Origin of the sequence: Pigmentiphaga sp. CHJ604 (assembly GCF_036972535.1) — a bacterium.
GTDB classification, from domain to species: Bacteria; Pseudomonadota; Gammaproteobacteria; order Burkholderiales; family Burkholderiaceae_B; genus Pigmentiphaga; species Pigmentiphaga daeguensis.
The window spans coordinates 4335073-4349018 of sequence record NZ_CP136998.1 but is presented as its reverse complement, the minus strand read 5'-3'; the positions used below and the strand labels follow the sequence as shown (position 1 = coordinate 4349018).

The window sequence follows — 13946 nt, the reverse complement described above, 5'->3', positions numbered from 1 at the left end:
CGCGGCAAATCCCGCTGATTGTAGCGATTCGTCCGGCTGCCGGTCAGCGGCGGCGGGCGTAGGCCGCGGGCGTCATGCCGTTCCAGCGCCGGAAGGCGCGCGCGAACGCCTTGTCCGATTCGTAGCCCACGGCGGCGGCGATGTCGTCCAGGGTCAGGGCGGGATCCTTGAGTTTCTCGGCGGCGACGGCCATGCGGTACGAGGCCAGGTACTGCATGGGCGTCATGCCCACCAGGTGCCGGAAGCGTTCGCTGAACACCGTGCGCGAGAGATGGCAGGCCGAGGCCAGCGTGGCCACGGTCCAGGGGCGCCCGGGATGGTCATGGATGGCCAGCATGGCGCGCGCGATGCCCTGGTCCGCCATGCCGCGCAGCATGCCGGCGCCCCGTTCGGCCGAGGCTCGCAGGTGTTCCCCCAGGATGTGCGCCAGCAACAGGTCGGCCATGCGGGCCGTCGCCAGCTGCCATCCCGGGGGCTGCAGCAGCGATTGGTCGACCAGCGACTCCATCGTCTGCGCCAGCGCGGCGGTCATCGGCGCCTCGCTCCGGCGGATCACGATCAGCCGGGGCAGGGTGTCGACCAGCGTGCCCACGCCGCTCTCCGGCATCCACAGGTGGAGCGAGAACATGCCCGTGACCGCGCCGTCGCCGCCGTGCGAGAACACGATGGGCCGTTCGCCGTGGGCGCCGACCTGGTGCGCCGCGATCAGCGGCTGGAACGGACGCGCGGGCAGCCCGGGCGTGGACGAGATGGTATGCGTGTCGCCGTGGGGCAGCATCAGGATGTCGCCGGCCTCGATCCTTTGCGGTTCGTCCTGGCCGACGGCGATCCAGTAGGGAGTCCCGGTCGCCATCCTGATCAGCGCGCCCTCGACGCCATCGGACCGCAAGGCCCAGGGCGCGGACAGCGCGAAACGGGCCGTCACCGCGCGATCGGATCGCCAGTGGGCGAGCAGGCGGCTCAGAAGGTCTCCGGAAGCGTGCATGCGGAATCGGAAGTCGGGACGCGCCGCGTGGCGGATTTCCGGACGCTTGGTGCCCGGATCCGGCGTCTCGAGGGTTGAGGCGGGAGCCGCCGGCATCGACACTCATGGAATCGACACGGAGATTATCATGCCTCGAATCGACCACGCCCTGATCGTCGGCGCCGGCATCGCCGGTTGCTCGGCGGCGATCGCGCTCGCGCAGCAAGGCACGCGGGTGACCCTGGTGGAAAAGCAGCAGGCCTGGCAGTTCCAGAGTTCCGGGCTGTTCATCTACAGCAATGGCCTGCGGGCGTTGCGGGAAATCGGCGTGCTTGCGCAGATCCTGCAGGCGGGTTTTGCCGTGCCGGGCGGGCGCAACCGCTATTTCGGCCCGGACGGCTCGTTCATCGTCGAGACGGTCTATCCCTCGCCGGAGGGACTGCCTGCCATCCTCGGCATCAAGCGTGCCGAACTCCATCGCATCCTGGCCGGCCGCATCCAGGAGCTGGGCATCGCGCTCAAGCTCGGCACGACGCTGGCCAGCCTGTCGTCCGCCCAGGACGACGGTCCGGTGCGCGTGGTCCTGTCCGACGGCACGCGAGCCGCCTGCGACCTGGTCATCGGCGCCGACGGCATTCGATCCCAGGTACGGGCCGAGGCATTCCCGGAGCTGGCGCCGACCTATTCGGGCTTTGGCGTCTGGCGCAGCGTGCACGATCGTCCGCGGGAGCTCGACGCCAAGATCATGATGATGGGCACGGGCAAGCGCCTGGGCATCATGCCCATCAGCGACGAGAAGCTCTATCTGTTCGGCGTCATGCTCGAACCCCGGGACTGCTGGTACGAGCGCGCGGCGTGGCCGGCACTGATGCGCGAGCGCTTCGCCGAGTTCGGGGGGCCGGCGGCGCCCTTCCTGGATCAGCTGGGCGAGGGGGCCGAGGTGCTGTACACCGGCGTGGAGGAGGTGATCGCGCCCTTGCCCTGGCACCGCGGGCGGGTGCTGCTGATCGGCGATGCCGCGCATGCCTCGACGCCCTTCATGGGGCAGGGCGGTGCGATGGCGCTCGAGGATGCGGTGGTGCTGGCCGAGTCGCTGGGATCGGAAGGGACGCTGGACCAGGCCTTGCTGGCGTTCGGCCGCCGCCGCCATCCCATGTGCCGGCTGGTGCAGGAGGTCTCGCGGCAGGTGGGACAGGCGGGCGCGCTGGAGGACGCCGAAGGCTGCGCGCGCCGCGACGAGGCACTGCGACGGGAAGGGCAGGCGAAGGTGGACGGCTTTTTCGCCGAACTGGAGCGCCTGCGCACGGCGGGCCGATAGCGGCGCGCCGCGCGGCCGCGCGTCAGTCCTTGTGGGTGTTGGTCTGGATGAACTCGATCTTGTAGCCGTCCGGGTCCTCGACGAAGGCGATGACCGTGGAGCCGTGCTTCATGGGGCCGGCCTCGCGCGTGACCTTGCCGCCCAGTTCGCGCACCCGGTCACAGGCGGCATAGGCATCGTCGACCGCCACGGCGATGTGGCCGTAGCCGGTGCCCAGGTCGTACTTGTCCACGCCCCAGTTGTGCGTGAGTTCGATCACCGCGCCGTCCTTCTCGTCCTGGTAGCCGACGAAGGCCAGCGTGAACTTGCCGTCGGGATAGTCCTTGCTGCGCAGCAGGCGCATGCCCAGGACCTTGGTGTAGAAGTCGATCGAACGTTGCATGTCGCCGACCCGGAGCATGGTGTGGAGTAGTCGCATGGATGACCTCGCTAATCGTGGGAAGGGGAATCCGGCCCCTTAGTGTAAACAGGCCTAGTCGAACCGCGGCAGGCTGCCTGGATCGTGGCGCCGCAGGGCGTCGCGGGCGTTCTCGAAACCGGGCATCAGCTGGCCGACCTCGGCCCAGAAGCCCGGGCCATGGTTCATCTCGCGCAGGTGCGCCAGCTCGTGCGCGATGACGTAGTCGATGATGTCGACCGGGAAATGGATCAGGCGCCAGTTCAGCAGGATGCTGCCCTCGCTGGTGCACGATCCCCAGCGCGTGGCGGCCGACGACAGGCGCCAGCGGCTGATGGAAAGCCCGGTGCGGGCCAGGAAGTCGCGCAGGCGGACGTCGAACAGGACGCGGGCACGGCCTTGCAGCCAGGCCTGGACGGTATCGCGGATGCGGGCCGCCGTCGCGTCGGGCGGCAGGCCCAGCCAAAGCACGTCGCCATCGGCCGGCGCGTCGAGGTCGGCCGTAGCCAGCCCGGTGTCGCGTTGCGCGTCCAGGCGCATGACGATGCGGCGGCCCAGGTAGGGCAGGTCGCCTCCTTCTTCCCAGCGCGTCTGGTTCAGCGCGAGCCGTTCCCGGCGCTGCTGCCACTCGTGCAGCTTGGACAGGATCCAGCGCGCCTTCTCGCGGACCGCGCCGTCGATTTCTGCCAGGCCGACCCAGCGTGGCGCCGTCACGCGCAGGCCGTCGTCGCCGATCAGGAAACCTATGGTGCGGCGGCGCGAGCGTTGCAGGACGAATCGTATCCGCTGTCCCTCGGCCACCACTTCGTGCCAGCGCGCGCCGGGCGGCAACTGGATGGCCGGGGAGGCGGGCGCCGGCGCGGCGGGCGCGAGGACGGCGGGCGCGGCCGCCGCGGGCGCGGCCACGGCCTGGGGGGGAGGCTCGGCGAACAGGTCGAGCTGCGCGGACTGTGGAGCGGTCTCTCGCTGCGGAGCCGGAGGCGCGCCGGGATCGGTAGCGGGACGTGTGGCCATGGCGGTCAACCGGCGGCGCGTTCGGCGCCCCGGGCCTCCGGATAGCGCTCGGGGTTGAGCTGGCGCATCTCGGCTTCGATCCAGTCCTCGACGCGGCGGTTGATCTCGTCGGCGGTCAGACCCTGCGGATCGATAGGCGGGCCGATGGAAACGGTGACCAGGCCGGGGCGCTTGACGAAGGCCTTGCGCGGCCAGCATTCGCCCGCGTTGTGGGCGATGGGCACCACCAGGGCGCCGGTTCGGGCGGCCAGGCGAGCGCCGCCGCTCTTGTACTTGCCTTTCTTGCCCGGAGCGATGCGGGTGCCTTCCGGGAACATCACCATCCAGCGGCCCGCGGCCAGGCGCTCGCGGCCCTGCGCCACCACCTGCTCGAAGGCGTCGCTGCCTTTCTTGCGGTCGATGGCGATCATGCGCAGCCCCGCCAGGCCCCAGCCGAAGAACGGCACCCAGTTCAGTTCGCGCTTGTACACGTAGCAGATCTCGCGCGGCATCCAGCCGGCCAGGAACATGGTTTCCCAGGTCGACTGGTGCTTGGGCAGCAGGATGGCCGGTTGATCGGGCAGGTTTTCCCAGCCCTTGACGCGCCACCGTATGCCGACGATCCAGCGGGCACCCCAGATCATCAGGCGCGGCCAGCCTATCGTGAGCCGGTAGCGCCACCGCAGGGGCAGCGGCAGCCACAGCACGCAGGCGATGGCGTAGGGAATGACCGTGGCGATGAAGAAAACCGAGAACAGCAGCGACCGGAGCCAGCGCATCAGTGCTCCTCGGCCTGGGCCGCGGCTTCGAGCGCGTCGGCCACCTCGCCCAGGTCGTTCCAGACCACGGTGCCGGCCGGCAATTGCCCCTTGGCGAGGGTCTTGGGGCCGTTGCCGGTCAGTACCAGCCAGGGCGTGCATCCCGCGGCCGCCGCGGCTTCCAGGTCGCGGGCCGAGTCGCCCACCGAGGGCACGCCGTGCAGGTCGGCCTCGAAGCGCCGGGCGATTTCGCGGTACAGGCCGGGCAGCGGCTTGCGGCAGTCGCAGCCTTCATCCGGCGCATGCGGACAGACGAAGATGGCGTCGATGGCGCCGCCATGCTTGGCCAGCGACGCCCGCAGCTTGGCGTGGATCGCGTTCAGCGTGGCCGCATCGAACAGGCCTCGGCCCAGGCCCGACTGGTTGGTGGCGACCACGACGCGATAGCCGGCCTGGTTGATCCGGGCGATGGCCTCGAGCGCGCCGGGCAGCGGAATCCACTCGTCCGGCGACTTCACGAAGTCGGGGCTGTCCTGGTTGATGACGCCGTCGCGGTCCAGGACCACCAGCTTGGGGCGGGCAGGAGTGGTGGGCATGTCAGGTATCCATGGTGTGGCACGATGCGCATCGCATGAAACGAGCGCGACTCGATCCGGGACGCAGCGGATCCGGCTTTGCCGGTCCGCCTGCGTCGCCCCCTGGGGGGCGCGCGTCAGCGCGTAGCGGGGGGCTCATCATGTCAGGCGGTTGCCAAACGGGACAGATCGGCCACGTGGTTCATCGTGCGATGCAGTTCGGCCAGCAGCGCCAGGCGGTTGGCCCGCACGGCGGGATCCTCGGCCATGACCATGACGTCGGCGAAGAAGGCGTCGACCGGTTCGCGGGCCTGCGACAGCACCGTCAGGGCGCCGCCGAAGTCGCCCTGCGCGAACTTGCCTTCGGCCTGCGGCCGCAGCGTGCGCACGGCCTGCGCCAGCGCCTGTTCGGCCGGCTCCTTGAGCAGGGCTTCGTCGACCGCGCCGGGTTCGCCCTCGACCTTCTTGAGCAGGTTGCCGATGCGCTTGTTGGCGGCCGCCAGCGCGGCGGCCTCGGGCAGCGCCGAGAAGGCGACCACCGCGCGCACCCGCGCCGGCACCTGGGCCAGCGGCGGCGTCACGGCGACCACGGCATCGACCGCGGCACGGTCGAACTGGCCGGCCAGCTGGTTGCGGTAGCGTTCGAACACGAAGGCGCGGACCTCGTCGATCTGGGCCGCCGTGGGCGGCGTGGCGAAGGTTTCCGCCGCCCGCGCCAGCAGGCCGTCCAGCGTGAGTCCGCTGCCGTCGGCGGGCAGGCGCCCACCCGCATCGAGCTGCTCGAACGCGCTGATCAGTCCCAGCGCCGCGCGGCGCAGGCCGTAGGGGTCCTTGTCGCCGGTGGGCACCAGGCCGATGCTCCAGATGCCCAGCAGCGTTTCCGCGCGTTCGGCCACGAACAGCGCGGCCGCCGTGGCGCCGTCGGCGTCGACGGGCCGGTCCAGCCGGATGCGGTACTGCTGGCGGATGGCCTCGACCACGTCGGGGGCTTCGCCGTCCGCCGCCGCGTAGTAGGCGCCCATGACGCCCTGCAGTTCCGGGAACTCGCCCACCATGCCGGTGACGAGGTCGGCCTTGGCCAGCAGGGCGGCGCGGTCCGCGCGTTCGGGGTCGGCGCCGATCGCGCCGGCCACCCAGCGCGCCAGCGCGCGCACGCGCTGCGCGCGTTCGAGCTGGGTGCCGAGCTTGTTGTGATAGACGACGGTGGCGAGTTGCTCGACCCGCTGGGCCAGGGGCACCTTCTTGTCGGTCTCGAAGAAGAAGCGCGCGTCGGCCAGGCGCGGCCGCACGACCCGCTGGTTGCCTTCGACGATGTTGGACGGGTTGGCCAGCGCCATGTTGCTGACGATCAGGAAGCGATGCGTCAGCTTGCCGGTGGCGGCGTCGAACAGCGGGAAGTACTTCTGGTTCAGCCGCATCGTCAGGATCAGGCATTCCTGGGGCACGGCAAGGAATTCGGATTCGAACTCGCCCACGTAGACCGTGGGGTACTCGACCAGCGCGCATACCTCGTCCAGCAGCGAGGCCACGTCGGCCTCGTCGCCCAGCGACGACTGCAGGCGCGCGGCCTGGTCGCGCAGCTGGCGCTCGATGGCGGCGCGACGCTGTTCGAACGAGGCGATCACGCGGCCCGGCTCGTGCAGCAGCGCCTCGTAGGCGTCGGCCGAGGGCAGTTCGATCGTCGCCTGCGACTGGAAGCGGTGGCCGCGCGTGTTGCGGCCGGCGCGCAGGCCCAGCGCGGAGATGTCGACCACCGTGTCGCCGTGCAGCGCGACCAGGCCGTGCGCGGGGCGCACGAAGCGGACGGTGGTGACGCCGTCGGCCAACTGGTAGCTCATGACCTTGGGGATGGGCAGCTTGCCCAGCGTATCTTCCAGCGCCGCCTGCAAGGCGGGCGCCAGCGCCGCGCCCTTGGCGATGCCGCGGTACACGAGCTGTTCGTTCTTGCCGTCCGACTCACGCGCCAGCCCGGAGACGTCCACGCCTTCCAGGCCCTTGGCCGCGAGCTTCTTCAGCAGCGCGGGGGTGGGCTGGCCAGTGGCGTCCAGCCCCACGCTCACGGGCATGAGCTTTTCGGAGAATTCGCTGTCGGCCGCTTGCGGCAGCACGGCCGACAGGCGTACGGCCAGCCGCCGCGGCGTGGCATAGGCGGTGGCGGTGCTGCCCTCGGCCAACAGACCCCGGCTCTTCAGGCCGGCGGCGATGCCTTCGGCGAAGGCCTGTCCCAGGCGGTTGAGCGCCTTGGGCGGGAGTTCCTCGGTGAACAGTTCCAGCAGGAGGGGTTGAGCGGCCGGCATTTACGCGGCCTCCTTGCGTGCAAGCATGGGAAAGCCCAGTCGTTCTCGTGATTCGTAGTACGCCTGCGCGATGGCGCGCGACAGGTTGCGGATGCGGCCGATGTAGGCGGCGCGCTCGGTGACGCTGATGGCGCCGCGGGCATCGAGCAGGTTGAAGGTGTGGGCCGCCTTGAGCACCATCTCGTAGGCCGGCAGCGCCAGCGGCACTTCCACCAGGCGCTTGGCCTGGGCCTCGTAGTCGTTGAAATGGCGGAACAGGGTCTCGGCCGACGAATGCTCGAAGTTGTAGGTGGACTGCTCGACTTCGTTCTGGTGGTAGACGTCGCCGTAGGTGACGCGCGTGCCGTCCGGCGCTTCGGTCCAGACCAGGTCGTAGACGCTTTCCACGCCTTGCAGGTACATGGCCAGGCGCTCCAGGCCATACGTGATCTCGCCCATGATGGGCTTGCAGTCGATGCCGCCGACCTGCTGGAAGTAGGTGAACTGCGTCACTTCCATGCCGTTGAGCCAGACCTCCCAGCCCAGGCCCCAGGCGCCCAGCGTGGGGTTTTCCCAGTCGTCCTCGACGAAGCGGATGTCGTGTTCCTGGGGATCGATGCCCAGCGCCTGCAGCGAACCGATGTACAGGTCGAGGATGTTCGGGGGCGAGGGCTTGAGCACCACCTGGTACTGGTAGTAGTGTTGCAGGCGGTTGGGGTTCTCGCCATAGCGGCCGTCCTTGGGGCGGCGCGAGGGCTGGACGTAGGCCGCGCGCCAGGGCTCGGGGCCGAGCGCCCGCAGGAAGGTGGCGGTGTGCGACGTGCCGGCACCGACTTCCATGTCGTAGGACTGCAGGAGGGCGCAGCCTTGCTGGCTCCAGTATTCCTGGAGTCGGAGAATGATTTGTTGAAATGTCAGCATGGTGTTGGAGTAGATGCGGCCGCGGGCGGCCTTGCGGCACGGCCAAACCCTGGATTTTAACTGGCCCGGGCGAAATACGGACGGACGGTGCCGCGGCGGGGTCAGTCCACGCGCCGGACCCGCAGCCAGCCCAGCACCGCCAGCAGGGCCGCGACGATGAACAGGATGGGCACGTTGCCGGTGCGGGCGTAAGGCGTGAGCCCCGTGGTGCCCTGCACCGTGGCGTCCAGCGCGCCGGCGGTGTGCGGCGCCAGTTCGCCCACCACCTGCGCCCGCTCGTCCACCACCGCCGTCATGCCGGTGTTGGTGGCGCGCAGCATGGGGCGACCGGTCTCGCGCACCCGCATGCGGGACATCTGCAGGTGCTGGGGCAGCGCCAGCGAATTGCCGAACCAGGCCAGGTTGCTGACGTTGGCGAGGATGGTGGCCCCCGGGTCGGCCGGCCCGGGCCGGACCGCGGGCAGCAGTTCCTCGCCGAACACGTCCTCGTAGCAGATGTTCATCGCGATGTACTGGCCGCCGATGTCGAACGGTTTCTGCCGTTCCCGGCCCCGGTCGAAGTCGCCCAGCGGCATGACCATCTCGTCCACGAACCAGCGGAAGCCGGGCGGCACGAATTCGCCGAAGGGGACCAGATGGCGCTTGTCGTAGCGGTGCGCGACGCGGCCGGCGACCAGTTGTTCGGGCGAGCTGCGGCCATCCAGCGAGATGACGCTGTTGTAGTAGTAGTCGCGGTCGGGATGGATGTCGCGCATGGCCACGCCCAGCGCGAACGTGCCGCCCCGCAGCGCGGCGCTGTCCACCCATTCCTTCCAGGCCTCGGCGCTGAGCTGGTCCTGGAACACCGGCACGGCGGTCTCGGGCAGCAGCGTCAGGGCGATGGGCTTGCCGTCGGCCCGCGGGGGCTCGGCCAGGTCGCGGTGCCGGTCCATGCCCTGCCAGATCTGCGCCGGGTCGAACTTGTCGGACAGCGGGATATTGGCCTGGACCAGCCGGACGGTCAGCGGCGCGCCGTAGGGTTGCACCCAGTTCCAGGCGGCGCCCGCCATGCCGACGGCCAGCGCGGCCAGTGCCGCCGCGGGCGCGCGCCAGCCCGGGCGCAGCGCGGTCGCGACGCCGGCGGTGCCGCGTTCGGCCACGGCGCTGGCCGCCCAGACCAGCCCGGAGGCGGTCAGCGCGGCGGCGAAGGCGACGCCGTAGACGCCCAGCAGCGGAGCCCAGCCTTGCAGCGGGCCGTCGACGTGGGCATAGCCGATGTTGAGCCAGGGGAAGCCGGTGAACAGGATGCCGCGCAGCCATTCCGAGCCGGTCCAGGCCGCCGCCATCGCCAGCACGCAGGTCAGCGGCGAGGCCAGCCGGGCGGGGCGGCCCGCGGTGGCCGGCCGTTGCGACAGCCACCACGCCACGCCGGTGGCCAGCGCGGGATACAGCGACAGATAGGCGGCCAGGAGGCCGACGCCCAGCGCGGCCAGCGGCGCCGCCATGAAGGCGTAGACGTGCAGGCTGATGTAGATCCAGGACACGCCGACCAGGAAGGTGCCGGCGCCGAAGGCCGCGCCGGTCCAGATGGCGCCCCGCAGGCCCTCGGCGCGCCAGGTCAGCCAGCTCATGCCGCCGAAGGTGGACAGCTGCAGCACTGGAAGGAACCAGGCGGGAAACGGGGTGGGCGCGAAGGCCAGCCCCTGCAGCATGCCGAGGATCAGCGCTCCGGCCAGCGCGGCATAGGGCATGGGCACGGGCGGGCTCAGCCTTGGTTGGGAAGCGGGGCCGCGGGCGCGGCGCCAGCCGCCAGGCGGGAGACGCGCAGCCACAGCGCGCGGCGGGCGTCGGCGCGGATCACGTCTATGCGCAGGTCGTCGCGTTCGATGCGGTCGCCGCGCCGGGGAATGCGGCCCAGGGTGCCGGCCATCCACCCGCCCACGGTGTCGTATTCGTCGTCGTCCAGCGACGAGCCGAAGGTCTCGTTGAAGCGGCGGATGTTGGTCAGCGCCATGACCCGCCAGCGGTTCTTGCCGTCGGGGAAGATGGACTGCTCGACGGCGGCGTCGTCGAACTCGTCCTCGATCTCGCCCACGATCTGCTCGAGCACGTCCTCGATGGTGATCAGGCCGGCGGTGCCGCCATGTTCGTCGACGACGATGGCGATGTGGTTGCGGTTGCTGCGGAATTCGCGCAGCAGCACGTTCAGGCGCTTGGATTCGGGGATGAAGACCGCCGGCCGCAGCAGCGTGCGCAGGTCCAGTTCGCGGTCGATCATGTAGCGCAGCAGGTCCTTGGCCAGCAGGATGCCGATGACGTTGTCGCGGCTGTCCTCGTATACCGGGAAGCGCGAGTGGGCGGTCTCGATGATGGTGGGCAGCAGGACGTCGATGGGCTGCAGGACTTCCAGCATGTCCATGCGCGAGCGCGGGATCATGATGTCGCCCGCGGTGAGCTCGGAAACGGCCAGCACGCCCTCGATCATGGACAGCGCCTCGGCGTCGAGCAGGTCGCGGCTGTAGGCCGCCTCGAGCACGGCCTTGAGGTCCTCGCGGTCTTCCGGTTCGCGGTGGATCAGCGCCGAAAGCCGTTCGAAGAAGGTTCTGGGTGGGTGTTTGGGCGTACGCGAAACGTACGCCGGACTAGGCGAGGTGTCTGACATCGTCCAATAGGACAAGTGTTGCAAAAGTTTAGGATACCCGATACGGGTCGGGTATTGCCATCTCGGCCAGGATACGAGTCTCCAGGGCCTCCATGCGCCGGGCGTCGCGATCGTTCAGGTGGTCGTAGCCCAGGGAATGCAGTACGCCGTGGATCACCAGGTGGGCGGCGTGATGCAAAAACGGCTTTTTCTGCGCCCGGGCCTCGGACGCCAGCACCGGCAGGCACAGCACGATGTCGCCGCCCACCACGCCCTCCGGGTCCGCGCCGTATTCGAAGGTCAGCACGTTGGTGGCGTAGTCGCGCTGGCGGAAATCGCGATTCAGCCGCCGGCCCTCGGCGGCGCCCACCAGCCGCAGCGTCAGGGCGACCCCCGCCACATGGGCCAGTTCCGGGGCCCGCAGGGCCTGGGCCACCCAGCGCCGCAGCCGCCAGCGCGGCAGCCTGGCCTCTTCCTGCCCGTACTGGACGGCCAGGGACAGCGCCGGCCCGGCGGCGGGCGCGCTAGCGGCCCGGGGCGTTCTGCTGGCCATGCTTCTCGTAGGCGTCGACGATGCGCGCCACCAGCGGGTGCCGCACCACGTCGCCGCTGGTGAACTGGGTGAACGAAATGCCCTGCACCGAGGCCAGCACCTGCGAGGCGTCCAGCAGGCCGCTGCGCTGGCCCTTGGGCAGGTCCACCTGCGACGGATCGCCGGTGATGACCGCCTTGCTGCCGAAGCCGATGCGCGTCAGGAACATCTTCATCTGCTCGGGCGTGGTGTTCTGCGCCTCGTCCAGGATGACGAAGGCGTGGTTCAGCGTGCGCCCGCGCATGTAGGCCAGCGGCGCGATCTCTATCGTCTGCTTCTCGAACAGCTTGGTCACGCGTTCGAAACCGATCAGGTCGTACAGCGCGTCGTACAGCGGACGCAGGTAGGGGTCGACCTTCTGCGTCAGGTCGCCCGGCAAAAAGCCCAGCCGCTCGCCCGCCTCGACCGCCGGCCGCGTCAGCACGATGCGGCGCACCGACTCGCGCTCCAGCGCGTCGACCGCGCAGGCCACCGCCAGATAGGTCTTGCCGGTGCCGGCCGGGCCCATGCCGAACGAGATGTCGTGCGCCAGGATGTTGCGCAGGTAGTCGCGCTGGCGCGGGGTGCGGCCGCGCAGGTCCTGCCGGCGCGGCAGGCGCAGCACCACCTCGGCCTCGCCCGGGGCGCCCTGCGGCGGCGTGTCCTCGTCGGTGTCGTGGGCGGCGGTCATCGCGCCCAGCTCGACCAGGTTCAACTGCAATTGGTCCACCGACAGCGGCTGGTCCGCGTGCTCATACAGGTATTGCAGCGCCGCCGAGGCCGCGTCGGCGCGTTCGCCTTCCAGCGTGATGCGGTGGCCGCGGCGCGCCAGTTCGACGCCATAGGCGGCGGCCAGCTGGCGCAGGTTCTCGTCCAGCGGGCCGCAAAGATTCGACAGCCGGGCGTTGTCGTCGCCCAGCGATACGACGACCGGCGCGGCGCGGCGGTGGGAAGCGCGGGAGGCGGCCGTCATGCGGGCACACCCCCGGCCGTCTCGCGCGTCACGACCTCGCCGCGCAGCGTGTGCGACAGCGCCGTGGTGATGCGGATATCGGCCACCTGGCCGACCAGCCGCGCGGGTGCGGGGAAGTTCACGATGCGGTTGTTCTCGGTGCGGCCCATCAGTTCGTTGGGATCCTTGCGCGACGGGCCTTCGACGATGACCCGCTGCGTGGTGCCGACCATGCCCTGGCTGATGGCCGCGGCCTGGTCGTTGATCAGCGCCTGCAGGCGCTGCAGGCGCGCCAGCTTGACGGCCTGCGGCGTATCGTCGGCCAGGTCGGCCGCCGGCGTGCCGGGGCGGCGCGAATAGACGAACGAGAACGAGGTGTCGAAGCCGACCTCGTCGATCAGCCGCATGGTCTTCTCGAAGTCTTCTTCGGTTTCCCCGGGGAAGCCCACGATGAAGTCCGACGACAGCGACAGCCCGGGCCGGGCGGCGCGCAGCTTGCGCACGATGGACTTGAACTCCAGCGCCGTGTAGCCGCGCTTCATCGCCGCCAGCACGCGGTCGCTGCCCGCCTGCACCGGCAGGTGCAGGAAGGACACCAGCTTGGGCAGGCGCGCATAGGCCTCGATCAGCCGCGGCGTCATTTCCTTGGGATGCGAGGTCGTGTAGCGGATGCGCTCGATGCCGGGGATGTCGTGCACGTATTCCAGCAGCAGCGCGAAATCGGCGATCTCGGCCGAGTCGCCCATCCTGCCGCGATAGGCGTTGACGTTCTGCCCCAGCAGCGTCACTTCCTTGACGCCCTGGTCCGCCAGGTCGGCGATCTCGGTCAGCACGTCCTCGAACGGGCGCGACACTTCCTCGCCGCGGGTGTAGGGCACGACGCAGAAGCTGCAATACTTGCTGCAGCCTTCCATGATCGACACGAAGGCCGTGGCGCCTTCCACCCGGGCCGGCGGCAGGTGATCGAACTTCTCGATTTCCGGGAAGCTGATGTCCACCTGCGACACGCCCGAGGCGCGCCGCCTGGCGATCAGCTCGGGCAGCCGGTGCAGCGTCTGCGGACCGAACACCACGTCGACATAGGGCGCGCGCGCCACGATGGCCTCGCCTTCCTGGCTTGCCACGCAGCCGCCCACGCCTATGACCAGGTCCGGCTTCTCGCGCTTGAGCATCTTGGCGCGGCCCAGGTCGGAGAAGACCTTTTCCTGCGCCTTCTCGCGCACCGAACAGGTGTTGAAGAGGATGATGTCCGCGTCTTCGGGACGATCGGTGATTTCCAGCGGCTGGTCGGCGTTCAGGACGTCCACCATCTTGTCCGAGTCGTACTCGTTCATCTGGCAGCCGAAGGTGCGGATGTACAGCTTGCGGGGAGTGGGATTGCTCATGTCGATTGCCGTGACGGGGTTATAGCCCGGGGGCAGGAAGGCGGAACACGCCATTTTAACAGAGGGGGCGGGGTTGGACGGACGCCACGCCGGCGCCGTGTTCAGGTCTCTGTCAGTCCCCCCGGTCTAGACTGGAGCCTCAGATGATTGCTTTGCCGCTAAGGGCGCCGGCGGAATCCGCAGATCCCCAGCGCCTGGCAGGGTTGTTGTCCGACA

The 13946-nt window shown here is 69.8% G+C and carries 13 protein-coding genes; 1 reads left to right on the top strand and 12 read right to left on the bottom strand.

The genetic code is table 11. The features are described from left to right. Positions 1-43 precede the first annotated feature (43 nt). Positions 44-985: an AraC family transcriptional regulator gene (locus R4823_RS20890; protein WP_338615980.1), complete on the bottom strand. Its 942-nt coding sequence runs from the start codon at positions 983-985 to the stop codon at positions 44-46. A gap of 127 nt (positions 986-1112) precedes the next feature. Between R4823_RS20890 and R4823_RS20885 the strand changes: the two genes are divergently transcribed. Beyond that, the gene (locus R4823_RS20885; RefSeq protein ID WP_338615979.1) at positions 1113-2282 is read left to right on the top strand and encodes an FAD-dependent oxidoreductase; all 1170 of its coding nucleotides are present in this window, start codon (positions 1113-1115) and stop codon (positions 2280-2282) included. Positions 2283-2304: 22 nt separating this feature from the next. Here the strand turns inward: R4823_RS20885 and gloA are convergent, their stop codons facing one another. The 11 genes from gloA to miaB all read right to left on the bottom strand — a co-directional run bounded on the left by gloA (position 2305) and on the right by miaB (position 13730). Continuing rightward, positions 2305-2700 carry a lactoylglutathione lyase gene (gene gloA, locus R4823_RS20880; protein ID WP_279820467.1) on the bottom strand — a complete coding sequence of 132 codons (396 nt, stop codon included), beginning with the start codon at positions 2698-2700 and terminating at the stop codon, positions 2305-2307. Between the two features lie 54 nt (positions 2701-2754). Further along, positions 2755-3693 carry a SprT family zinc-dependent metalloprotease gene (locus R4823_RS20875; RefSeq protein WP_087837692.1) on the bottom strand — a complete coding sequence of 313 codons (939 nt, stop codon included), beginning with the start codon at positions 3691-3693 and terminating at the stop codon, positions 2755-2757. A 5-nt stretch (positions 3694-3698) separates the two neighbouring features. Further along, entirely contained in the window at positions 3699-4451 is a 753-nt protein-coding gene (locus R4823_RS20870) for a lysophospholipid acyltransferase family protein (RefSeq protein WP_087837691.1), read from the bottom strand. After that, positions 4451-5026: a D-glycero-beta-D-manno-heptose 1,7-bisphosphate 7-phosphatase gene (gmhB, locus tag R4823_RS20865; protein ID WP_087837690.1), complete on the bottom strand. Its 576-nt coding sequence runs from the start codon at positions 5024-5026 to the stop codon at positions 4451-4453. Before gmhB ends, R4823_RS20870 begins: the two co-directional genes overlap by 1 nt. Before the next feature lie 143 nt (positions 5027-5169). Next, positions 5170-7302, bottom strand: a complete 2133-nt coding sequence (glyS, locus tag R4823_RS20860) for a glycine--tRNA ligase subunit beta (RefSeq protein WP_279820913.1) — start codon at positions 7300-7302, stop codon at positions 5170-5172. After that, a complete protein-coding gene (gene glyQ, locus R4823_RS20855) occupies positions 7303-8202 on the bottom strand; it encodes a glycine--tRNA ligase subunit alpha (RefSeq protein WP_087837688.1) in 900 nt (299 codons plus the stop codon). A gap of 101 nt (positions 8203-8303) precedes the next feature. Next, on the bottom strand, positions 8304-9932 hold the full coding sequence (gene lnt / locus R4823_RS20850) for an apolipoprotein N-acyltransferase (RefSeq protein ID WP_338619217.1): 1629 nt from the start codon (positions 9930-9932) through the stop codon (positions 8304-8306). Between the two features lie 14 nt (positions 9933-9946). After that, positions 9947-10843 (bottom strand): transporter associated domain-containing protein, encoded by an 897-nt coding sequence (locus R4823_RS20845; protein ID WP_087837348.1) that lies wholly within the window; start codon positions 10841-10843, stop codon positions 9947-9949. A gap of 28 nt (positions 10844-10871) precedes the next feature. Beyond that, positions 10872-11375, bottom strand: coding sequence for an rRNA maturation RNase YbeY (gene ybeY / locus R4823_RS20840; RefSeq protein WP_338615977.1), 504 nt, complete (start codon positions 11373-11375; stop codon positions 10872-10874). Beyond that, positions 11347-12366: a PhoH family protein gene (locus R4823_RS20835; RefSeq protein WP_338615976.1), complete on the bottom strand. Its 1020-nt coding sequence runs from the start codon at positions 12364-12366 to the stop codon at positions 11347-11349. The genes ybeY and R4823_RS20835 overlap by 29 nt, the downstream gene beginning before the upstream one ends. Continuing rightward, complete coding sequence (gene miaB / locus R4823_RS20830; protein ID WP_243724459.1) at positions 12363-13730, bottom strand: tRNA (N6-isopentenyl adenosine(37)-C2)-methylthiotransferase MiaB; 1368 nt, start codon at positions 13728-13730, stop codon at positions 12363-12365. Before miaB ends, R4823_RS20835 begins: the two co-directional genes overlap by 4 nt. Between the last annotated feature and the right edge of the window lie 216 nt (positions 13731-13946).

Coding starts and splice junctions, on each gene's coding strand:
- R4823_RS20875 (WP_087837692.1), bottom strand. CDS start 3,693: ATGGCCACACGTCCCGCTACCGATCCCGGCGCGCCTCCGGCTCCGCAG.
- R4823_RS20890 (WP_338615980.1), bottom strand. CDS start 985: ATGCACGCTTCCGGAGACCTTCTGAGCCGCCTGCTCGCCCACTGGCGA.
- glyS (WP_279820913.1), bottom strand. CDS start 7,302: ATGCCGGCCGCTCAACCCCTCCTGCTGGAACTGTTCACCGAGGAACTC.
- miaB (WP_243724459.1), bottom strand. CDS start 13,730: ATGAGCAATCCCACTCCCCGCAAGCTGTACATCCGCACCTTCGGCTGC.
- gmhB (WP_087837690.1), bottom strand. CDS start 5,026: ATGCCCACCACTCCTGCCCGCCCCAAGCTGGTGGTCCTGGACCGCGAC.
- R4823_RS20835 (WP_338615976.1), bottom strand. CDS start 12,366: ATGACGGCCGCCTCCCGCGCTTCCCACCGCCGCGCCGCGCCGGTCGTC.
- glyQ (WP_087837688.1), bottom strand. CDS start 8,202: ATGCTGACATTTCAACAAATCATTCTCCGACTCCAGGAATACTGGAGC.
- R4823_RS20870 (WP_087837691.1), bottom strand. CDS start 4,451: ATGCGCTGGCTCCGGTCGCTGCTGTTCTCGGTTTTCTTCATCGCCACG.
- R4823_RS20845 (WP_087837348.1), bottom strand. CDS start 10,843: ATGTCAGACACCTCGCCTAGTCCGGCGTACGTTTCGCGTACGCCCAAA.
- ybeY (WP_338615977.1), bottom strand. CDS start 11,375: ATGGCCAGCAGAACGCCCCGGGCCGCTAGCGCGCCCGCCGCCGGGCCG.
- lnt (WP_338619217.1), bottom strand. CDS start 9,932: ATGCCCTATGCCGCGCTGGCCGGAGCGCTGATCCTCGGCATGCTGCAG.
- gloA (WP_279820467.1), bottom strand. CDS start 2,700: ATGCGACTACTCCACACCATGCTCCGGGTCGGCGACATGCAACGTTCG.
- R4823_RS20885 (WP_338615979.1), top strand. CDS start 1,113: ATGCCTCGAATCGACCACGCCCTGATCGTCGGCGCCGGCATCGCCGGT.